This window comes from Streptosporangium sp. LJ11, from assembly GCF_051918945.1.
In the GTDB taxonomy this organism is placed as follows: domain Bacteria; phylum Actinomycetota; class Actinomycetes; order Streptosporangiales; family Streptosporangiaceae; genus Streptosporangium.
Map to the genome: position 1 here is coordinate 434,174 of NZ_JBPXMB010000004.1, position 19,209 is coordinate 453,382.

At 71.2% G+C, this 19,209-nt stretch carries 19 protein-coding genes; 10 read left to right on the forward strand and 9 right to left on the reverse strand.

The window, feature by feature from the left end; genetic code table 11:
* Positions 1-154 precede the first annotated feature (154 nt).
* From ACTOQ3_RS08955 to ACTOQ3_RS08975, 5 genes are all read right to left on the reverse strand, one after another.
* Positions 155-1,072: a pyridoxamine 5'-phosphate oxidase family protein gene (locus tag ACTOQ3_RS08955; RefSeq protein WP_440082881.1), complete on the reverse strand. Its 918-nt coding sequence runs from the start codon at positions 1,070-1,072 to the stop codon at positions 155-157.
* Between the two features lie 6 nt (positions 1,073-1,078).
* Positions 1,079-1,522 carry a VOC family protein gene (locus ACTOQ3_RS08960; RefSeq protein ID WP_440082882.1) on the reverse strand — a complete coding sequence of 148 codons (444 nt, stop codon included), beginning with the start codon at positions 1,520-1,522 and terminating at the stop codon, positions 1,079-1,081.
* A 178-nt stretch (positions 1,523-1,700) separates the two neighbouring features.
* Positions 1,701-2,276 carry a CGNR zinc finger domain-containing protein gene (locus ACTOQ3_RS08965; RefSeq protein WP_440082883.1) on the reverse strand — a complete coding sequence of 192 codons (576 nt, stop codon included), beginning with the start codon at positions 2,274-2,276 and terminating at the stop codon, positions 1,701-1,703.
* Positions 2,277-2,375: 99 nt separating this feature from the next.
* Positions 2,376-2,582 carry a hypothetical protein gene (locus ACTOQ3_RS08970; protein ID WP_440082884.1) on the reverse strand — a complete coding sequence of 69 codons (207 nt, stop codon included), beginning with the start codon at positions 2,580-2,582 and terminating at the stop codon, positions 2,376-2,378.
* Entirely contained in the window at positions 2,572-4,146 is a 1,575-nt protein-coding gene (locus tag ACTOQ3_RS08975; protein WP_440082885.1) for a PspC domain-containing protein, read from the reverse strand. The genes ACTOQ3_RS08970 and ACTOQ3_RS08975 overlap by 11 nt, the downstream gene beginning before the upstream one ends.
* A gap of 142 nt (positions 4,147-4,288) precedes the next feature.
* Here ACTOQ3_RS08975 and ACTOQ3_RS08980 point away from each other — a divergent pair, with 142 nt between their 5' ends.
* The 6 genes from ACTOQ3_RS08980 (at position 4,289) to ACTOQ3_RS09005 (ending at position 10,232) form a co-directional block, all read left to right on the forward strand.
* Positions 4,289-5,503 carry a PspC domain-containing protein gene (locus ACTOQ3_RS08980; RefSeq protein ID WP_440082886.1) on the forward strand — a complete coding sequence of 405 codons (1,215 nt, stop codon included), beginning with the start codon at positions 4,289-4,291 and terminating at the stop codon, positions 5,501-5,503.
* A 139-nt stretch (positions 5,504-5,642) separates the two neighbouring features.
* Positions 5,643-6,281 carry a response regulator transcription factor gene (locus tag ACTOQ3_RS08985; protein ID WP_350943408.1) on the forward strand — a complete coding sequence of 213 codons (639 nt, stop codon included), beginning with the start codon at positions 5,643-5,645 and terminating at the stop codon, positions 6,279-6,281.
* A 74-nt stretch (positions 6,282-6,355) separates the two neighbouring features.
* Positions 6,356-7,825, forward strand: coding sequence for a glutamate-cysteine ligase family protein (locus ACTOQ3_RS08990; protein ID WP_440082887.1), 1,470 nt, complete (start codon positions 6,356-6,358; stop codon positions 7,823-7,825).
* 189 nt (positions 7,826-8,014) lie between these two features.
* A complete protein-coding gene (locus tag ACTOQ3_RS08995) occupies positions 8,015-8,689 on the forward strand; it encodes a neutral zinc metallopeptidase (protein ID WP_440082888.1) in 675 nt (224 codons plus the stop codon).
* Positions 8,690-8,914: 225 nt separating this feature from the next.
* Positions 8,915-9,178: a WhiB family transcriptional regulator gene (locus tag ACTOQ3_RS09000; protein ID WP_440082889.1), complete on the forward strand. Its 264-nt coding sequence runs from the start codon at positions 8,915-8,917 to the stop codon at positions 9,176-9,178.
* Positions 9,179-9,296: 118 nt separating this feature from the next.
* Positions 9,297-10,232: a CPBP family intramembrane glutamic endopeptidase gene (locus ACTOQ3_RS09005; RefSeq protein ID WP_440082904.1), complete on the forward strand. Its 936-nt coding sequence runs from the start codon at positions 9,297-9,299 to the stop codon at positions 10,230-10,232.
* On the opposite strand, the gene ACTOQ3_RS09010 is transcribed toward ACTOQ3_RS09005, so the two are convergent.
* Positions 10,181-10,966, reverse strand: coding sequence for an ABC transporter permease (locus ACTOQ3_RS09010; RefSeq protein ID WP_440082890.1), 786 nt, complete (start codon positions 10,964-10,966; stop codon positions 10,181-10,183). The genes ACTOQ3_RS09005 and ACTOQ3_RS09010 overlap by 52 nt on opposite strands.
* Before the next feature lie 163 nt (positions 10,967-11,129).
* Positions 11,130-11,849 (reverse strand): PIG-L deacetylase family protein, encoded by a 720-nt coding sequence (locus ACTOQ3_RS09015; protein WP_440073319.1) that lies wholly within the window; start codon positions 11,847-11,849, stop codon positions 11,130-11,132.
* A 119-nt stretch (positions 11,850-11,968) separates the two neighbouring features.
* Here ACTOQ3_RS09015 and pcrA point away from each other — a divergent pair, with 119 nt between their 5' ends.
* On the forward strand, positions 11,969-14,233 hold the full coding sequence (gene pcrA / locus ACTOQ3_RS09020; RefSeq protein WP_440082891.1) for a DNA helicase PcrA: 2,265 nt from the start codon (positions 11,969-11,971) through the stop codon (positions 14,231-14,233).
* Positions 14,234-14,343: 110 nt separating this feature from the next.
* On the opposite strand, the gene ACTOQ3_RS09025 is transcribed toward pcrA, so the two are convergent.
* Together ACTOQ3_RS09025 and ACTOQ3_RS09030 are read right to left on the reverse strand one after the other, a co-directional pair.
* Entirely contained in the window at positions 14,344-15,252 is a 909-nt protein-coding gene (locus ACTOQ3_RS09025) for a hypothetical protein (RefSeq protein ID WP_440082892.1), read from the reverse strand.
* Positions 15,253-15,522: 270 nt separating this feature from the next.
* A complete protein-coding gene (locus ACTOQ3_RS09030; protein ID WP_440082893.1) occupies positions 15,523-16,482 on the reverse strand; it encodes a hypothetical protein in 960 nt (319 codons plus the stop codon).
* A 343-nt stretch (positions 16,483-16,825) separates the two neighbouring features.
* On the opposite strand from ACTOQ3_RS09030, the gene ACTOQ3_RS09035 reads away from it, so the two are divergent.
* The 3 genes from ACTOQ3_RS09035 to ACTOQ3_RS09045 form a co-directional block, all read left to right on the forward strand.
* Entirely contained in the window at positions 16,826-17,233 is a 408-nt protein-coding gene (locus ACTOQ3_RS09035; RefSeq protein WP_440073307.1) for a cobalamin B12-binding domain-containing protein, read from the forward strand.
* A gap of 325 nt (positions 17,234-17,558) precedes the next feature.
* A complete protein-coding gene (gene sucC / locus ACTOQ3_RS09040; protein WP_440082894.1) occupies positions 17,559-18,740 on the forward strand; it encodes an ADP-forming succinate--CoA ligase subunit beta in 1,182 nt (393 codons plus the stop codon).
* On the forward strand, positions 18,740-19,209 hold a 470-nt coding region (locus ACTOQ3_RS09045), incomplete at its 3' end, for a CoA-binding protein (protein WP_440082895.1). The genes sucC and ACTOQ3_RS09045, both read left to right, overlap by 1 nt.

Genomic DNA, 19,209 nt, shown 5'->3' on the forward strand with positions numbered 1-19,209 from the left:
GCGACATTACGACTACACGGGGGCGTACTGCCAGTATGCCGCCCTGAACCCCGGCCGGACCTCCTGCGACGGTCCGTGTCCGCACTCCAGTTCGGTGCCCGCTCCCTGGTACTGCCCTCGTTGGCGGGGACGATGCGCCCATCGCGCCGCGCCCTCAGACCGGCGGGTTGTGGCGGGAGTACTCAGCGAGCCTCCAGCGGAGCGGGACGGCTCCCCGTACGCGGACGATCCGGTCCACCTCGAAGCGGACCAGCCGCTGCGCGCCCGGGACGTTCCCCGGATCCCAGTCGACGTGGGCACGCCCGGTCAGGTGCAGGGCGCCGCCGCTCTCCCAGTCGAGGAAGAGCAGGCCGCAGCCGTCGTCCAGCTCCAGGTTTCCCAGCGTCATGTACATGGAGTTGCCGACGTAGTCCGGCCAGACCAGCCGCCGGTCGTCCACCACCCGGACGAACCCGGGGTTGCCGCCCCGGTGTGACAGGTCGGCGCCGAGACCGGGCGCGGAGGTGGCGACGAAGAACGTGTCGGCGCCCTCGATCCACGCCCGGTCGTCGTCGCCGAACACCGTCCCCGAGGAGAAGCCGGCGGAGCCGAGGGAGTCGGTGGATCCGGTCGATCCGGGGGAGCGGGTGGCGGGCTCCGCCGGTTCCACGACGATCTCCCGCGCCTGGATGTACTTGGGACAGTTGGCGTACGCCTGCTCGGTACGGACGATCAGCCGCCCGCCCTCCCGCGAGACCGTGCCGTTGACCCGCATCCTGCGCCTGCTCGCCGGCTCGATCGCGAGCATCCCGATCTGGCCCCCGTCCAGCCCCGCCAGCGGGTCGTGCTCGCCGGGAACCGCGTCGATCACGACCGTCCGCTCGTCCGGCGCCCGGGCGAAGCCCTCGGGCCCGGTCAGGGCGGACGCCCACAGGAGCCCGTCCCGCCCCGCCGCCCCGATCAGCAGCATCCGCTGCCGCCCCAGGAACTCGGCCGCCACCGCCGGGATCTCCGGCCGGGTCCTGGCCGAACCCAGCGCCACCGCGCGCACCCCGGCCCTCCGCTGAACCGCGAGCTCTCCTGCGTGCTCCACGGTCGTTTAGAAGAAGCCGCAGGTGGGAGCGGCGGTCACCGGCACAGGGGAACCTTCGGCGCCGGTGGGCGCGTAGATCTCCAGCCGGATCCCGTCCGGGTCCTCGAAGAACACGCCGCCCGAGGACGCGCCCTCGCGGTGCGCCACCACGCCGTCGTGGTGGAGCGTGGCACCGGCCTCCCTGATCGCGGTCTCGGCCCGGCGGACCGTCTCGATGTCGGGAACCTGGAAGGACAGGTGGTGCAGGCCGGGCAGGCCGGTGGCGAAGCGGCCCTCGCTCTGCTGCCAGAGGGTGAGCACCAGCGTGCCGTCGAGGCCGAGGAAGGCGTACCGGCGGCCCGCCTCGCCGGACTCGCCGAGGACCTCGAAGCCGAAGATCTTCACGTAGAAGTCCCTGGACCTGTCGAGGTCGGAGACGTTGAGGCCGACGTGGCCGGTCTGGAAGGTCATCTGGTCTCTCCCTTCGGGCTTTCTAACGGCTCGTTCCGTTAGTCTGGCCGCATGGTAAATCTAATGCATAATCATCATTTTTCCCATTATAAATATGTGATGTAAATCACGTCTGTGGGAATCCAGGCGTGAGATCCACCGGTCGGGGCGTGAAAAGGGGAGAACCGGCCGGGCGGGGTCAGCCGTCGCGGTGCTGGTGGTAGTGGCGGGCCGCGCGGGCCCGGTTGCCGCAGCCGACCGAGCACCACTCCTGCCGGGCGTGCTCCTTGAGGAAGTAGAGCACGCAGCGCGGCGCGGGGCAGGTGCGGAGCCGCTCGCGCCGGGGTCCGGCCAGCAGTTCGATCGCCGACGTCGCCAGGGCCGCCCGGATCCGCGCCGACTCCGTGGCCCCGTCGCTCGGGACGGTCCGTGCGCGGGGAGCGTCGCCGGCGGGCCACTCCAGCCGCGCGGCCAGCGGCACGGCCAGCGCCGCGGCGTTGACCAGGTCGAGCGACTCGGCGAACCCCGGGAGCCGGTGCGCGTCCGCGCCGCTCGCGGGACCCGGCTCCACCGCCCTGGCGAAGAGCGCCCGCACGGCCTGCCGCAGCTCCACCACCTCGCGCCGCAGCTCCTCCGAGGCGAGGAAGCCCGGGTCGATCCCCAGCTCGGCGGCGTGCGCCCGGCCCCACGCGGTCATGCCCTCGACGTCGGCGAGCGTGTCCGTCAGACCGGCCCGCGTCGCGCGGACGGTGCTGACGAACTCCAGGGCCGACATACTCCGACCCTAATGCCTGATCTGGTCTTTTGCCGTGAGGTCCTGCCGTCGCCGGTGACCGCCGGCGGCACCCGCCACCGGCCCGCCGGGACGGAACACCTAGCGCCGGATGGCCTTGGCCAGGATGGCGACCAGGCCCGCGAAGCCCAGGCCGCTCACCAGGACCATGAGCATGACCAGCGGCTGGACGGACGGCTCGCTGATGAAGACGATGCCGGCCGCGATGAACACCACCCCGCTGAGCAGGGCCATCCAGTCGGTGCGGTGCACGCGGCGGCGCTCGGTCCTTTCGACGTCAGGCCGCACGGCGCACCTCCACGTCCCCGAGGCCGGCCTTGATGTTCAGCACGATGGTGGCCACATCCCCTTCGGGGAGCACCTCGGGCTCCAGGATCTTGTTGTGCTGGATGTCGGCTCCGCCCTCCACCGCATGGTCGATCTTGACGTCGCCGAACCTGGTGGAGCCGTTCACCTCGACCCTGGCCGTCGGGGGCAGGATCACCCTTATCTCGCCGACCGAGACCGAGGCGTTCACGACGGTCCGCGAGCCGGGGGGCAGGGCCAGGTCGCCCAGGTCGAGACTGCCCTCTCCCACGTCCACCGAGTAGGTGCGCGCCACCTCGGACAGGGCGGTGGGCCGCCAGGTGTAGTCGCCGAACTTCTTCGGCACGCCGCCCAGCGTGGACCCCGCGATCAGGGCGAGCGACAGGACGGTGCCGGTCGCGACCAGCCCCGCCCCCCGGCCGAACCAGGTGGCGACCAGCAGGCCGGCGCCGATGACGACGAGTACCGCGCCGCCGGCGACCGTCATGTTGACCGATCCCGAGGCGGACTGGATCGCCACGATGATCCCTCCAACGATGATGGCCAGGAAGATGGTGATGCTCCCGACGAGCGATCCGCGCCGCCGCGGCCTGGGCGGCGCCGTCACCGTCCCCAGGTACGCGGACGGGTCGTAGGGGAGGTACGGCTGCTGCCGTCTCCGGGGATCCAGAGGCTGGTAGGGGCCGTAGGGCGAGAAGGGCTCGCCGGAGGAGTCGAACAACGGCCTCGCGGCGCCGTACGGGCTCGGCGGGGTGTCCCGCGGCCCGTGTTGCGGCGGTCCGACGGGGCCCGGGGGCATGCCCGGCGCCTGCCCGGCACGGTTCTCGAAGGCGGGCATGGGCCGGGTTCCGGAGGCGGGCGGCGGGACCGTCGCCGATCCCGGGCCGGCCGCGGGCGCGTACGGTTCCGCGACCGTCTCGGCGGCCGGAGAGGTGGCGGCGTGGGCGACCGGATCCCGCTCGCCGACGGGGCGCTGCCCGGCGGCGCCCGGCGTGTGGGCGGGCGAGCCGGGCCACCGGCCGGCCGGGGACGAGGACGGGGACGGGGCGCGGTGCCTGCGCAGCCGGTCGGGCAGCGACCTCGCCACGGCCAGCAGGTCGACCCCGCGGGAATGGGCGGCGAGCAGGGCGATGGCGAACACCGTGCCGACCACGACCGTGCCGGTGCCGATGCCGTCCGAGGAGACGTTGACGATCAGTCCGAGGGCGAACAGGCCGGTCAGCAGGGTCAGGACCGTCTCGCCGTCGAAGTCGCGCCGGATCCACTGCTCCAGGTAGCCGGGGCCGCCGTCGGTCTCGCGCATCAGCAGGAACGCCGCGATGTAGAGCATGATGCCGATCCCGGAGCCGAGCACCAGCACCGCGAAACCGACCCGGAGCACCACGGGATCGATCCGGGCGTATCTCCCCAGGCCGGCGCAGACACCCGTGAGCATGCGCCCCTCGTTGCTGCGCCTCAGGTCGCGCCTCTCGAAGTCGCGCTCCTCGAAGGGGGAGGAGGCGGACGGCGAGCTCGCCGGATCCTGGGCCCGCCCGGTGTCGTTCATGTTCCTCATCGTGGCCTTTCCCGGCCCATGACGCATCCGGGAGACCCCTGAGTCGTCCCGGAGAGGGCAGGTCTCTCTCAGGGTCGCTTCAGGGGAACGCCTGATGCACTGGCAGGCTGGTTCATGTGACGATGCTGACGATATGGCTGACCGACAGACAGTTCGCGACGCGGCGCCCGTGACCTCCGACGACGCCCCCTTCCCCCGCCTGGTGAGACCGGTGGAGGGGCGGCTGGTCGCCGGGGTGGCCCAGGGTGCCGCCGCCCAGCTCCGGCTCGACCCGGTCGTGCTGCGGCTGGCCTTCGTGCTGCTCACCGTCCTGGACGGGTTCGGAGCCCTGGCGTACGCCGCCCTGTGGATGTTCACCCCGCGCGAGCCGTACGAGGGCAGGGAGCCGGGGAGGGACTGGAGCCAGTTCACCGCGTACGCCGCGATCGGGCTGGCGCTGATGGCCCTGGGCTGGCTCACCGGCACCTCGGGTGCCGGGATCGGGGCCTGGCCGATCGCCGTGGGCGGTATCGGCTCGCTGATCCTGTGGCAGCAGGCCGACCCCGACCGGCGGCAGCGCTGGATGAGCAACACCGTCGGGCAGGTCCGCCAGAACCGGGTCCGCACCTTCCTCGGGCTCGTGCTCGTCGTGGTCGGCGCGATCGGCTTCCTGGTGGCCAACGACGAGCTGGGCAGCGCGCGTCCGGGCATCGTGTTCACCCTGGTGGTCGTGGGCGGTGTCGCGCTGATCGCGGCGCCCTGGCTGGCCGCCCTGTGGAAGGAGCTGCAACGCGAACGCCGCGAGCGCATCCGGCAGGAGGAACGCGCCGAGGTGGCCGCGCACGTGCACGATTCGGTGCTGCACACCCTGACGCTCATCCAGCGCAACGCCCAGGACCCGCGCGAGGTGATGCGGCTGGCCCGCTCCCAGGAGCGTGAGCTGCGCAACTGGCTCTACCAGCCCCAGCAGGACGCCGACGCGTCGGTGGCCGCGGCCGTGCGGCGGGTCGCGGCCGAGGAGGAGGACGCGCACGGGGTGCCGATCGAGGTCGTCTGCGTCGGCGACGGCCCGCTCACCCCCGAGCTCTCCGCGATGATGCAGGCCGCGAGGCAGGCGATGGTCAACGCCGCGAAATACTCCGGGTCCGAGGTCGTCTCCGTGTACGCCGAGACGGAACCGGATGAGGTCACCGTCTTCGTCCGGGATCGGGGGATCGGGTTCGACATGGACGATGTGCCCGAGGATCGTATGGGTATCCGCCAGTCGATCATCGGCAGGATGGAGCGCCACGGGGGCAGCGCCCGTGTGCGGACCGAGCCCGGCGAGGGCACGGAAGTGATGCTGACCATGAAGCTGGAGAAGACGTGAGCGGCGAGCGAGCCACGACGCGGCGAGCCGGGGCCCCGCCCCCGGGATCGCGGCGGGCTGGAGAGCGGATCTCGGGATCACCCTCGGGATCGCGACGAGCAGGAGAGCGGCCCTCGGGACCGCGAGGGGAAGAAGTCCGATGAGTGTGGTGAAGGTCCTGATCGTCGACGACCACCGTCTGTTCCGCTCCGGCGTGCGGGCCGAGCTGGGCGACTCCATCGAGGTGATCGGGGAGGCCGAGGACGTGGAGTCCGCGGTCAAGGCGATCGCCGCGCTGGGACCCGACGTGGTCCTGCTCGACGTGCACATGCCCGGCGGCGGCGGCCAGGAGGTGCTGCGCCGGGTGCTCGGCTCCGGTTCCACGGTCCGCTTCCTCGCCCTGTCGGTCTCCGACGCGGCGGAGGACGTCATCGGCGTGATCCGGGGCGGTGCCAGGGGATACGTCACCAAGAACATCAGCGGGCGCGAGCTCACCGACGCCATCCGCCGGGTGGCCGAGGGCGACGCGGTCTTCTCCCCGAGGCTGGCCGGGTTCGTGCTGGACGCGTTCGCCTCCAGCGAGGCCCCGCCGATCGACCCCGAGCTCGACTCGCTCACCCAGCGCGAGCGCGAGGTGCTGCGGCTGATCGCCCGCGGTTACGCGTACAAGGAGATCGCCAAGGAGCTGTTCATCTCGGTGAAGACCGTGGAGACCCACGTCTCGTCCGTGCTGCGCAAGCTGCAGCTTTCCAACCGTCACGAGCTGTCCCGCTGGGCCACGGCGCGGCGCCTGGTCTGAATCCCCGGCGTCCACGGCATCCTCACCTCGCGGACTTCTGTACGAGCAGTTACTTCTGTGCGACTCTGCGAAGTATGGGACGCGATGTACCTGCGATGGTGTTCAGCCGCGAGGACCGGCGGCGCTACCGGGACAAGGTCCGCCGGTGCCTTGACGTCTTCGCGCAGATGCTGCGCGAGTCCAGGTTCGAGTTCGACGAGCCCAGGGCCGGGCTGGAGATCGAGCTCAACCTCGTGGACGAGCGCGGCGAGGCCACCATGAAGAACATCGAGGTGCTGGAGGCCATCGCCGAGCCCGACTGGGCCACCGAGCTGGGCCAGTTCAACGTGGAGATCAACGTCCTGCCCGAGTCCCTGGAGGGGGACGGCGCGGTCCGGCTGGAGAAGGTGATCAGGGACCGGCTCAACCACGCCGAGGAACGGGCCCGTACCGTCGGCGGGCACATGGTGATGGTCGGGATCCTGCCCACGCTGCGAGAGGGCGACGTGCACGAGGGCACGCTGTCGGCCAATCCCCGCTACAAGCTCCTCAACGAGCAGATCTTCGCGGCCAGGGGCGAGGACCTGCACCTGTCGATCGAGGGCGAGGAGTTCCTGGAGGCCTACGCCGACAGCATCACCCCCGAGGCCGCCTGCACGAGCCTCCAGCTCCACCTCCAGGTCAGCCCCGAGGCGTTCGCCGCCAACTGGAACGCCGCCCAGGCCATCGCGGGTCCCCAGGTGGCGCTGGCGGCCAACTCCCCGTTCCTGTTCGGCCGCAGGCTCTGGCAGGAGACCAGGATCCCGCTGTTCGAGCAGGCCACCGACACCCGCCCGGTGGAGCTGAAGACCCAGGGGGTGCGGCCCAGGGTGTGGTTCGGCGAGCGGTGGATCACCTCGGTCTTCGATCTCTTCGAGGAGAACGCCCGCTACTTCCCCGCGCTGCTGCCCCTGTGCGACGACGAGGACCCGCGCGAGGAGCTGGCGCGCGGCGTCACCCCGCGGCTCGGCGAGCTGACCCTGCACAACGGCACCGTCTACCGGTGGAACCGGCCGGTCTACGCGGTCGTGGACGGCACCCCGCACCTGCGGGTGGAGAACCGGGTGCTGCCCGCCGGGCCCTCGGTGGCGGACGTCGCCGCCAACGCCGCCTTCTACTACGGGCTCATGCGCGTCCTCCCGTACGCCGAACGCCCGGTCTGGACGCGCATGTCGTTCGCCGCGGCCGAGGACAACCTGCACGCCGCCGCCCGGTACGGCCTGGACGCCCGGCTGTTCTGGCCGGGGCTCGGCGAGGTGGTCGCGTCGGAGCTGGTCCTGCGCCGCCTGCTGCCGCTCGCCTACGAGGGACTCGACCTGTGGGGAGTGGACCCCGGGGCCAGGGACCGGCTGCTGGGGATCGTCGAGCAGCGCTGCCTGACGGGCACGACCGGGGCGAGCTGGCAGATCGACGCGGTGAACGCGCTCGGCGACCTCGACAGGCACGAGGCGCTGCGCCGGATGACCCTGCGCTACATCGAGAACATGCACACCAACGAGCCCGTCCACACCTGGCCGTCCCCGTGAGACCGCGGCCGAGATCGTTTCCGGGACCGCAGCCTGAGCCGCCCGAGCCGCCGGAACGCCCGCAACGCCGGTGGGGTCGCCGCTGCGAGGGCTGACGGGGCCCGCCGGGTCTCCCCGGCCTCCGCGCCGGCCGGTCCCCGGTCGCGCCGATCCCTCGCGCGGGGCCGCGGACTCCGTCACGATGGGCCCATGAGAGCGTTCTCCTTTTTCCTGGCCCTGGTCCTGGCGGCCGTCACCGCCTGCGGGAGCGTGGGGGAGGGCACGGAACCGGAGGCCGGACCCACCGGCGGGCAGGCCACGCCCGGCGCGCGGGGGCAGACGTTCGAGTCGGACGTCGAGCTGGCCAGGGAGCTCACCGAGGCCTACTGGAAGCAGACCTTCGCAGCGGCCGGGCTGACCTACCGCCCGGTCACCGCGTTCGTCGCCTACCAGGGAGAGAACGGGCCCGACTGCGGCGGGCGGCCGTCGGTGCCGAACAACGCCTTCTACTGCTCGGCGGGACACTTCATCGCCTACGACGAGACGTGGATGAACGAGCTCTACGAGCGGATGGGCGACGGCTCGGTCTACGTGATCATTCCGCACGAGTTCGGGCACGCGGTGCAGGCGCAGCTGAACACCGCGTTCCGCCTGAACATCGAGCAGGAGCTCCAGGCCGACTGCTACGCCGGGGGAACCCTGGGGGCGCTCGTCAAGGGCGGCTCGCTGCAGACCGAGCCCGGCGACGAGGACGAGCTCCTGATCAACCTCGCCGCGGCGGGCGACCCCACCGACGACTGGCTGCGCCCGGACGCCCACGGCACGGCGGGCCAGCGCCAGGAGCTGTTCGCCAAGGGATACAACCAGGGGACGACCGCCTGCTGAGGCCGCGACGCGGGCGCCGGAGCGGGCCACGAGGGTGCCGGAGCGGGCCACGAGGGTGCCACGAGGTGGCACCGGGGCGCCGGGGCGCCGCGGGAGTGTCGCGGGGGTGGCGCGCCACCGGAGTACGCCGCGATGAGTACGGGTGAATCCGCCGAGAGGCTGATGTCCCGCCGCCGAGGTCCACCTAGTCTGGCTGGGGACGCCGGGCCACCAGGGGGCGATGTCATGCGGACGACGGTGCGGGACATCGGCTGGGCCGCGCGGGGTGCCTGCGGTACGAGCGACCCCGAGCTGTTCTTCCCGCTGACGCAGTCGGCCGAGCACGAGGCGCGGGCGAAGGCGGTCTGCGAGCGGTGCCCGGTGCTGAAGGAGTGCCGGGCCTACGCGCTCCGCGCGGCCGAGCCCGAGGGGATCTGGGGCGGCCTGACGGTGCGGGAACGCCGTCTCCTGCGCTTCCCCACCGGCTGGCGCCAGGCCGCCGCGGGCTGAGCTCCGATCGCGTAGCCTCGAACCGGATTCGAGGGGATCCCGAAGATCACGGTCCCCGGCGCGGCCCGGCACGCGGGGCGCGAGACGGTGTCCGAGGGAGTCGTGGGCGGTCGTGGGCATGGAGCGCGAGCCGGGGCGAGCCGCGTGCGCCGGACCCGAGGCGGTGCCCGGTGTGTCCGCGGGCGTGCAGGCGGGCGCGGTGGCCGTGCTGGTGGCGGCCAACGTGCTCAACAACCGCGTGGCGCCGAGGCTGGCGCCGCTGACCTCGGCCGCGGCCACCGGCGCGCTGGTCGTCATGGCCCGCCGTTCCGGGCTCTCCTGGGCCGAGCTGGGATTCCACCGGCGCGCGCGGGGCCTGCGGATCGGCGGCGCGCTCGTCTCCGCCGTGGCCGCGGCCTACACGGCGGGCGTCGCCGTCCCGGCCACCCGCCGGTTCTTCCGCGACGAGCGCGCCCTGTCCCTGTCCCGCGCCCGCGCGCTGGAGGAGGCCCTGCTCCAGGTGCCGGTCGGCACGGTCCTGCTCGAGGAGGTCGGTTTCCGCGGGGTGCTGCACGCCCTCGTCGCCCGCTCCCACGGCCACGGTACGGCGACCGCGGTCTCCTCGGTTCTCTTCGGCCTCTGGCACATCCTGCCCGCCGTCGACATGATGGCCGCCAACCCCGCCCTGAGCCGCCTGGCCGCGGGGGAGACCCTCGACGCCCCGGCCGCCCGTGATCCCGGCACGGAGGGCACGGGGAGCGGACCCGGGGGCGGGCCGGGGAGCGGGCACACCCCCGGCGCCCCGGACACGCCCACCGGAACGGACGCGCAGGGCACACCGGGCGTGTCCGGGGTGCCCGAGGTGCCCGAGGCGCCCGGAAGGGCGCCCGCGTGGCAGGTGGCGCGCGTCGTGGCCGGGTCGGTGATCACGACGGGCCTGGCCGGGGTGCTCTTCACCGAGCTGCGCAGGAGGGGAGGCCTGGCCGCTCCGGCGATGTTCCACGTCGCGACCAACTCCCTGGGCTATCTCTTCGCCCGCCTGGCCCCGCCGGAGAGGTCCGTCCCGGGCCGCTGACCGTCGCCGAAGCGGCCGCGGGCGGCGAGCTCGATCGTGACGACCACGGCCACCGCCTCCGCGGCCAGCAGCGCCACCAGCACGACGAGCTGCACCACTCCGGCCTGGAGCGGGCCGGCCCCGCCCAGGAGCATCCCCACGAAGGCGCCGGGAAGCGTGACCAGGCCCACGGTTCCCGTCTGGTCCAACGCGGGCACCAGCGCCTGCGCCGCGGCCGGGCGGCAGATCTCCAGCGCCGCGTCCCGCTCGGAGAAGCCCAGCGAGAGCGCCGCCTCCACCTCGCCGCGCCGGTGGGCCAGCTCGTCCAGAGCCCGCCGTCCGGCGAGGGCCGTGACCGTCAGGCACCCGCCCAGCAGGATGCCCGCGACCGGGATCAGCGTGATGCCCAGCGGCGGGACGACGCCGCTGCCGAACAGCAGCGCCAGGACCGGCAGGGTCCCGGCCGCGATGGGCGCCGCGGCCCACCGGACGGCGGAACCCGAGGTGATCCTGCGTCCCGCGGTCACGCTCGCCACCCCGTACATGACCAGCACGAAGACCGCCACCGCGAGCGCGTGCTCGACGGCCCACACGATGACCAGGGATACCGCGCCGAGCTGGGCGGCGGCGCGCAGGCACGCCACGAGCACCGCGGGCGCGTGCCCGAGGCGGCCGAGCCGGGCGACGGCGGCGGCTCCGACGGCCAGCAGGAGGACGACGACGGCGGTGGCGAGGGACAGATCGATGCTGTTCAACGGCGCGGACCTCCCGGCGGGTGCCTTCCAGGTTTCCAGGTCCCCGGCGGCGACCGCGAGGAGGGCCCGGTTCCTCCCGCCGGGTGCCCCTCGGACTCCCGGCGGGAGCGGTGGTCCGGTCGTGGCCCGTCCCCCGGCGGCGCTCTTCGGACCCTCGGGAGGATCAGGCGGTGGGAACCCGCTGGAAGGCCTCGACGTAGCGGCCCTCGCCGAAGCCCGCCTCGACGGCGATCTGCGAGAAGCGGCCCCGCAGGAAGCTCTCGAAGTCCTCCAGGTGGCCGATCTGGCTGGCGTGGGCGCGCAGGGCGGCGAGCTTGCGGTCGAAGGTGTCGGTGACGTCCACGTGGTGGTCGGGCGTCGGGCCGCCGTTGAGCCACACCTCGCGGACGGTCCACGCCTCCAGCCCCTCGTCGAGCAGCAGCGACGGGAAGGTGTACGGGTTGCGCGCGTCGGGGTAGACGGCGTCGAGGGCACAGCCGCCGACCGCGCGGTGGTCGGGGTGGCTGGGGGCGATGAACCGGTGGTTGCGCTCGGGGCTGTGGGTGATCACCAGGTCGGGCCTGACCTGCCGGATGACCCGGGTGATGTCACGCCGCAGCTCCAGGCTCTGCACCACGGTCCCGTCGTGGTGGCCGAGGTAGCGCACGTCGGTCACGCCGACGGCCTTGGCGGCGTTGGACTGCTCGGTCCTGCGCAGCTCGGCCATGCCGCCGTTGTCCAGCTCGCGGTCGAAGCCGCCCGCGTCACCGTCGGTGACCACGCAGTAGGTCACCTCGACGCCGCGATCGGTGAACAGCGCGATCGTGCCCGCGGCGGCGAAGTCGACGTCGTCGGGGTGTGCGGTGACCGCCAATACGCGGTTGATCTCGTTCTCGGGCAGCATGAGAAGACCTTTCCGTTTTTCCGCGTACCGCTCCGTCATCACAACCGCGGGGGAGTCCACTCGCATTCCTTTGCGATGGCTGGACCCGGTTGTCGGTCGGTCGCTCTAACCTAGGGGACGTGTCGATCCCAGCCTCTTCCCTGACCCATCCGTTGCTCGACGGGCTCAACCCCCAGCAGCGCGAGGCCGTCGTGCACCACGGCAGCCCCCTGCTCATCGTCGCGGGCGCGGGTTCCGGCAAGACCCGGGTGCTGACCCACCGCATCGCCTACCTGCTGGGCGAGCGGGGCGTGCAGCCGCAGGAGATCCTGGCGATCACCTTCACCAACAAGGCCGCGAGGGAGATGAAGGACCGGGTCGACCGGCTCATCGGCCCGCGCTCGGCGGCGATGTGGGTGATGACCTTCCACAGCGCGTGCGTGCGGATCCTGCGCCGCGAGGCCAGGCGCCTGGGCTTCCCGACGAGCTTCTCCATCTACGACCAGGCCGACTCCCAGCGGCTGATGGCGATGGTCTGCCGCGAGATGGACCTCGACCCCAAGCGCTACCCGCCGAGATCGTTCTCCGCCCAGGTCAGCAACTTCAAGAACGAGCTGATCGACTACGAGACGGCGTCGGCCCAGGCGTCCACCCACCTGGAGCGCAAGCTCGCCGAGGCGTACCGCAACTACCAGCAGAAGCTCACCGAGGCCGGAGCGATGGACTTCGACGACCTCATCATGCTGACGGTGACGCTGTTCCAGATCTTCCCCGACGTGGCCGAGCACTACCGGCTCCGCTGGCGCCACATCATGGTGGACGAGTACCAGGACACCAACCACGCCCAGTACACCCTGATCCGCGAGATCGCCGGCCGTCCCGAGCCGCGCACCGCCGACGGGGACACGGTCAGGGAGGGCAGGGAGGGCGGGGTCGCCCCGGCCGAGCTGTGCGTGGTCGGTGACGCCGACCAGTCGATCTACGCCTTCCGTGGCGCGACGATCCGCAACATCCTGGAGTTCGAGCGCGACTACCCGGAGGCCAGGACGATCCTGCTGGAGCAGAACTACCGCTCCACCCAGACGATCCTGTCCGCCGCCAACGCGGTGATCTCGCGCAACGCGAGCCGTAAGCCCAAGAACCTCTGGTCCGACCAGGGCGCCGGGACGAAGATCATCGGCTATGTCGCCGACAACGAGCACGACGAGGCCATGTTCGTCGCGCAGGAGGTCGACAGGCTCACCGACCACGAGGACGTCGTGCCCGGCCAGGTCGCGGTGTTCTACCGGACCAACGCCGCCTCCCGGGTGTTCGAGGAGATCTTCATCCGGACCGGCCTGCCGTACAAGGTGGTGGGCGGGGTGCGCTTCTACGAGCGCAAGGAGGTCCGCGACCTGCTCGCCTACCTGCGCTTCCTGTCCAACCCGAACGACGTGGTGTCGCTGCGCCGCATCCTCAACGTGCCCAAGCGCGGCATCGGCGAGCGCGCCGAGGCGATGGTCGAGGCGTTCGCGACCAGGGAGCGGATCCCCTACTGGGAGGGGCTCCGCCGGGCGGACGACGCGCCGGGCATGGCCACCCGCTCGCTCAAGGCCATCAAGGAGTTCGTCGCGCTGATGGACGAGCTCATGGTGAAGGCCGACGACATGACGCCCTCGGAGCTGGCCCAGGAGGTGCTGGCGAGCACCGGTTACCGCCTGGAGCTCACGGCCTCCAACGACCCGCAGGACGAGAGCCGCCTGGAGAACCTGGACGAGATGATCTCGGTCGCCTCCGAGTTCGAGGAGGCCAACCCCGAGGGCACGCTGGTGGAGTTCCTGGAGCAGGTCTCCCTGGTCGCCGACGCCGACCAGATCCCGGCGGCCGACGGCGGTCAGGGCGTGGTGACGCTGATGACGCTGCACACCGCGAAGGGACTGGAGTTCCCGGTGGTGTTCCTCACCGGCATGGAAGACGGCGTCTTCCCGCACATGCGCTCGCTCGGCGAGCCCAAGGAGCTGGAGGAGGAGCGCCGCCTGGCCTACGTCGGCATCACCCGGGCCGAGCAGCGCCTCTACATCTCCAGGGCGGCCGTCCGCAGCTCCTGGGGCTCGCCCGCGTTCAACCCGGCCTCCCGGTTCGTCGCCGAGATCCCGTCCGAGCTGGTCGACTGGCGCAGCGATCCGGAGAAGAGCGCCTGGAGCGCCGCCACCCGCCGCGACTCCCGTCCCGCCCCGGCCAGGAAGCCCGGTGGCAGGCAGATCCCCAACCTGACCCCCGGCGACCGGATCACCCACGACCAGTTCGGCCTGGGCACGGTCGTGTCCGTGGACGGCGTCGCGGAGAAGACCAAGGTCAAGATCGACTTCGGTGGCGGGGGAGAGAAGACCCTGCTGCTGGCGTACGCGCCCCTGGAGAAGCTCTAGCCTGTGCCGGATGAGCGTCCGGGGAGGCCGGAAGGGCCCGGGAGCGGTTGCTCTCCGGGCCCTTCCCGAGCGCCGTGGGCCGGTTCGGTCCCTCATCACCTCGGGCCGGTTCAGCCCTTGAAGAGCTCCTGGATGGGGTCCTCGGGCTGGGTGATGTCGCCGATGAGCTCGTCGAATTCGACCACCTGGCCGGCGGGCGGTGCCTTGATCGTGACCTTGGTGCCCCAGCCGGTGTAGCGGGTGTCGTTGACGTAGGTCAGCTCGGTGCTGTTGAGGCCCCGAGTGGACTCGGTGTACGACGACACGATCCGGCGGACCAGCCGGTCGGAGCCGAGATAGATCTTCCAGGTCACCGGGAGCGTCGCGGACCTGCCGGTGGGCTTCCTGCCCAGCATCGTGCGTACCGCGGGAGAGACCCTGAAGAGCTCGGCCAGCGTGATCGTGCCCGAGTGGACCGTGGTCCGGGTGCCGTCCCACGTCCCGCCGGGGCGCTTGGCGCGGGTGTGGGCCAGAGTCGCCCTGAGCGTGCCGGGCTCGACGGTGCTGATGATCTGCTGGACGGCGCTGACCAGGGAGAGCGTGCCGCTGGGCGTGCGCAGCCACTTCTTGCCCTCGGGCATGGACTCGGCGAAGATGCCGCCCGAGGTGTAGCTGACGCCCTTCAGCGAGATCGTCCGTGACGGGGCGAACAGGCCCTTGAGCTCGCTGTCCGGGACAGGCAGGCTGAATGTGGTGGTCAGGTCCGAGGCGACCATGCCGGTCCTGCCGAACTCCAGCACCCCGCTCCGCCGGGTCAAGATCGTCCGATTCTTCTTGCCCTCACCGACGATCTTCGTGTTCTCGGTGAGCTTCACGCCCCGGTGGGTCCTGAACTGGCGCTTCAGCGCCGAGACCGGGTCGGCCGCGCCGGCCTGGGCGGTCCGGGTGGTCGTGGCGCTCGCCGGGGCGACGGTCACCAGCGTGGGAACGATCAGGGCTGCCATGGTGGCGCCGGTCAGGGCGGCGATGATTCGCCTCATCGAGGGGGTCCTCCCGTAGGTGTCCTCGCGTCGTCGCGGAGGGCGGAAGAAGATTCTTCCCTATATCCCGAAATATTGGATCAAGAATCGACAGAGGTGCCGGGGCCCGCGCCGTCGGCGGACGCCGCGAGCCGCGCCCGGCGGAGGAAACCCGCCGGGCGCGGCCCGTGTGGTGCGAGATGTGATCAGCGCGGGACGATCGGTGCCGTGTGATCGGTGTGGCGTGATCAGCGCGGGACGAACCGGTTCCGTGTGATCAGCCCGGGGTGATCAGCTGCCGCCCAGCAGGGGGATGGGGGCGTCGGTCTCCACACCCTCGTCCAGATCGCCCGGCTTGGCGACCTGATCGGCCGGCGGCGCCTTGACCGTCACCTTGGAGCCCCAGCCGGTGTAGCGGGTCTCGACCGAGATGGTCGTCCCCGGCGCGGCCACGGCGGTCCCGGAGTAGGTGGTGGTCAGGCTCCTGGCGAGCAGGTCGGAACCGAGAACCAGCTTCCACTGCACCGTGATCTTCGACTGCTTGGCCGTCGGAGCAACGAAGACGCCTGCTCGGAACCACGGTGAGACCTTGTAGAGCTCGCCGAAAGTGATCTTTCCCGAGTAGGCGGTCGGGCGCTTGACCGTGGCGCGTGCGAGCAGGGCCTTGAGCGTCGCGGGCTCGGCCGGATTGACGAGCTGGCTCAACCGGCCGGTGTTGCCCAGAACGCCCGGCAATTTAAGCCACGTTTTGTCCTCAGGCAGGAATTGGCCGAAGATGCCGCCGGAGACGTAGGAGGTGTTCTTGACGCGGATCACCCGCTCGGGCTTGGTCAGACCGACCAGTACCTTGCTCTCCTCCTCGCTCAGGTTCTCGGTAATCTCCGCGATGTCGCTCGCCTTGATGCGCAGCTTGGTGGTCTGGTCGGACGCGTTGATTCCGGAGGCGCCGAACTGGAGCACCCCCTTGCGCTGAGCCAAGACCGCGCTGCCGTACGAGGCGCGCCCCTTCGTGGTGTCGACGTACGTGACGCCCCGGCCGTTTTCGAACTGCTTCTTCAGTGCGCTGATCGGATCGGCGGCCTGTGCGTGCGCGGTCGATGCCAGCGCCGGAACGCCCAGCATGGCCGTTGCGGCGCACGCCAGCCCGGCGATGTATCGCTTCAAAGGGATGTCCTCCTGATTGATCCCTCCACCCCGCTGGGGGAGGGACGACACATTCTTGTGGAGAAAGATCACGGAACGGTAGCGCATTTGGCGGATTGCCTTGAATTAACCGTGCACATTCGGTGCAGAGAGGTCCTGCCGACCTTTGGCGCGCCGTCATCTCCTATACCGGGAACGCGGCTTCGTTTCCGAACAATCACAGACGGTCAGTTTCCCTTTTCTGTGCGGCCCCGGTTCCGCCGCGTATTCCGGCCGGTTTAGCCGGGGCGCGGCCGCCGGGGGAGACGGACCCTGGCGCCGTACGGAAAGGCGGTGAAATTCGTACCGCTGTACCGTGGTTCGCGGTGGCCCGCCGAGCCCGGCGCGGCGCGGCCGGTTACGCTGCGGACAGCTCCCACGTCGCGAGGGGAGCGCAGACAAGGAGGTCTGGATGGATGCCGTGTCAAGGATCCGCGTCGTCATCGCCAAGCCGGGGCTGGACGGTCACGACAGGGGCGTGAAGATCGTGGCGCGGGCGCTGCGGGACGCCGGGATGGAGGTCGTCTACACCGGCCTGCACCAGACGCCCGAGCAGATCGTGCGCACCGCGATCCAGGAGGACGCCGCGGCGGTCGGGCTGTCCATCCTGTCGGGCGCGCACATGACGCTCTTCGCCAAGGTGCTGGAGCTGCTGAAGGAGAACGACGCGAGCGACATCGTGGTGTTCGGTGGCGGGATCATCCCCGAGGCCGACATGCCCGCCCTCCAGGAGATGGGCGTCGCACGCGTCTTCACCCCGGGCGCCACCACCCAGGAGATCGTCGACTGGGTGCGGAGCGCGATCCCCTCGCCCGTCTGACGGCCTTCACGCCGTCTGACGGTCCCCCACCCGTCCGACGGGTCTCTCGCCGGATCTCTCGCCGGTGTTCCGGCCGCCCTCGCCTGTCCGACGAACCTCTGACAGGTCGCCCGCCGGCCCGGTGAACCGGCTCGCGGGACCGGCGGCCGGACCGGCCGGTTCGGCGCGAACAGCGTTCGGGGCGTACGATCTGGAACCCGGTTACCTGGTCATGCCATGAGGCGGGCTAGGCTTCATTGGCGCAAAACCGCCGGGCTCCCCCTTGGATCATGGAGTCGGCTCGCTCACATCTGTACACCAGCCGGACAAGCAAGGACGGACCCTCGTGGACCTGTTCGAACATCAGGCGAAGGAGCTCTTCGCGGAGTACGGCATCCCGGTGCCGCGCGGCGTGGTCGCGCACACCGTGGAGGAGGCACGGGCGGCAGCCGAGCAGCTGACCGGCCGTGTCGTTGTCAAGGCCCAGGTCAAGACCGGTGGTCGAGGCAAGGCCGGTGGCGTGAAGGTCGCCGACGACGCCGCCGACGCCGAGCGGAAGGCCACCGACATCCTCGGCATGGACATCAAGGGCCACACGGTCCACAAGGTCCTGATCGAGGAAGCCAGCGCGATCGCGGAGGAGTACTACTTCTCCTTCCTGCTCGACCGCGCCAACCGTACGTTCCTCGCCATCTGCTCCGCGGCGGGCGGCATGGACATCGAAGAGGTCGCGCACAGCACCCCCGAGAAGGTCGCCAAGATCCCGGTCTCTCCCCTGGACGGCGTCGACCGGGCCAAGGCCCGCGAGATCGCCCAGGCCGGAGGGCTGCCGGAGGCCGCGCTCGACGGCGCCGCCGAGCTCATCGAGAAGCTCTGGTGCGCCTTCGTCGACGAGGACGCCTCCCTCGTCGAGGTCAACCCGATGATCCTGTCCGCCGACGGCCAGGTGAAGGCCCTCGACGGCAAGGTCACCCTCGACGACAACGCGTCCTTCCGCCAGGCGGACCACGCGGCCTTCGAGGACAAGGCCGCCGAGGACCCGCTGGAGGCCGCGGCCAAGGCCAAGGACCTCAACTACGTCAAGCTCGACGGTTCCGTCGGCATCATCGGCAACGGCGCGGGCCTGGTCATGTCGACCCTGGACGTCGTCGCCTACGCGGGCGAGACGTTCCCCGGTCAGCCCAAGCCCGCCAACTTCCTCGACATCGGCGGCGGCGCCTCGGCCGAGGTGATGGCGGCCGGCCTGGAGATCATCATCTCCGACCCCGCGGTGAAGTCGATCTTCGTCAACGTCTTCGGCGGCATCACCGCCTGCGACGCGGTCGCCAACGGCATCGTCTCGGCCTTCCAGTTGCTGGACGCCCGCGGTGAGAGCGTGAGCCGCCCGCTGGTCGTCCGTCTGGACGGCAACAACGCCGAACTCGGGCGTCAGATTCTCTCCGACGCCAAGCTCTCCGGCGTCGAACTGGTGGACACCATGGACGATGCGGCCAAGCGCGCCGCCGAGCTCGCCGCGGTAGGTGCGTAATGGCCATCTGGCTGAACGAGAACAGCAAGATCATCGTCCAGGGCATGACCGGCGGTGAGGGCACCAAGCACACCCGCCGGATGCTCGCCTCCGGCGCCCGCGTCGTCGGCGGCGTCAACGCCCGCAAGGCGGGCACCGTCCACGAGGGCCTGCCCGTCTTCGGCACCGTCGCCGAGGCCATCAAGGAGACCGGCGCCGACGTGTCGGTCGTCTTCGTGCCCCCGGCGTTCACCAAGGACGCCGTCAAGGAGGCCATCGACGCCGAGATCCCGCTCTGCGTGGTCATCACCGAGGGCGTCCCGATCCACGACACCACCGAGTTCTGGGCGTACGCGGTCGCCAAGGGCGGCAAGACCCGGATCATCGGGCCCAACTGCCCCGGCATCGCCTCGCCCGGCGCCTCCAACGCGGGGATCATCCCGGCCGACATCACCAGCGCCGGCCGCATCGGCCTGGTCTCGAAGTCGGG

Excerpts from the sequence above, each read along its gene's own strand:
- ACTOQ3_RS08960 (WP_440082882.1), bottom strand. The coding sequence starts at position 1,522 with ATGACCTTCCAGACCGGCCACGTCGGCCTCAACGTCTCCGACCTCGAC.
- ACTOQ3_RS08965 (WP_440082883.1), bottom strand. The coding sequence starts at position 2,276 with ATGTCGGCCCTGGAGTTCGTCAGCACCGTCCGCGCGACGCGGGCCGGT.
- ACTOQ3_RS08975 (WP_440082885.1), bottom strand. The coding sequence starts at position 4,146 with ATGAACGACACCGGGCGGGCCCAGGATCCGGCGAGCTCGCCGTCCGCC.
- ACTOQ3_RS08980 (WP_440082886.1), top strand. The coding sequence starts at position 4,289 with ATGGCTGACCGACAGACAGTTCGCGACGCGGCGCCCGTGACCTCCGAC.
- ACTOQ3_RS08985 (WP_350943408.1), top strand. The coding sequence starts at position 5,643 with ATGAGTGTGGTGAAGGTCCTGATCGTCGACGACCACCGTCTGTTCCGC.
- ACTOQ3_RS08990 (WP_440082887.1), top strand. The coding sequence starts at position 6,356 with ATGGGACGCGATGTACCTGCGATGGTGTTCAGCCGCGAGGACCGGCGG.
- ACTOQ3_RS08995 (WP_440082888.1), top strand. The coding sequence starts at position 8,015 with ATGAGAGCGTTCTCCTTTTTCCTGGCCCTGGTCCTGGCGGCCGTCACC.
- ACTOQ3_RS09000 (WP_440082889.1), top strand. The coding sequence starts at position 8,915 with ATGCGGACGACGGTGCGGGACATCGGCTGGGCCGCGCGGGGTGCCTGC.
- ACTOQ3_RS09005 (WP_440082904.1), top strand. The coding sequence starts at position 9,297 with ATGGAGCGCGAGCCGGGGCGAGCCGCGTGCGCCGGACCCGAGGCGGTG.
- ACTOQ3_RS09015 (WP_440073319.1), bottom strand. The coding sequence starts at position 11,849 with ATGCTGCCCGAGAACGAGATCAACCGCGTATTGGCGGTCACCGCACAC.
- ACTOQ3_RS09025 (WP_440082892.1), bottom strand. The coding sequence starts at position 15,252 with ATGAGGCGAATCATCGCCGCCCTGACCGGCGCCACCATGGCAGCCCTG.
- ACTOQ3_RS09030 (WP_440082893.1), bottom strand. The coding sequence starts at position 16,482 with ATGCGCTACCGTTCCGTGATCTTTCTCCACAAGAATGTGTCGTCCCTC.
- ACTOQ3_RS09035 (WP_440073307.1), top strand. The coding sequence starts at position 16,826 with ATGGATGCCGTGTCAAGGATCCGCGTCGTCATCGCCAAGCCGGGGCTG.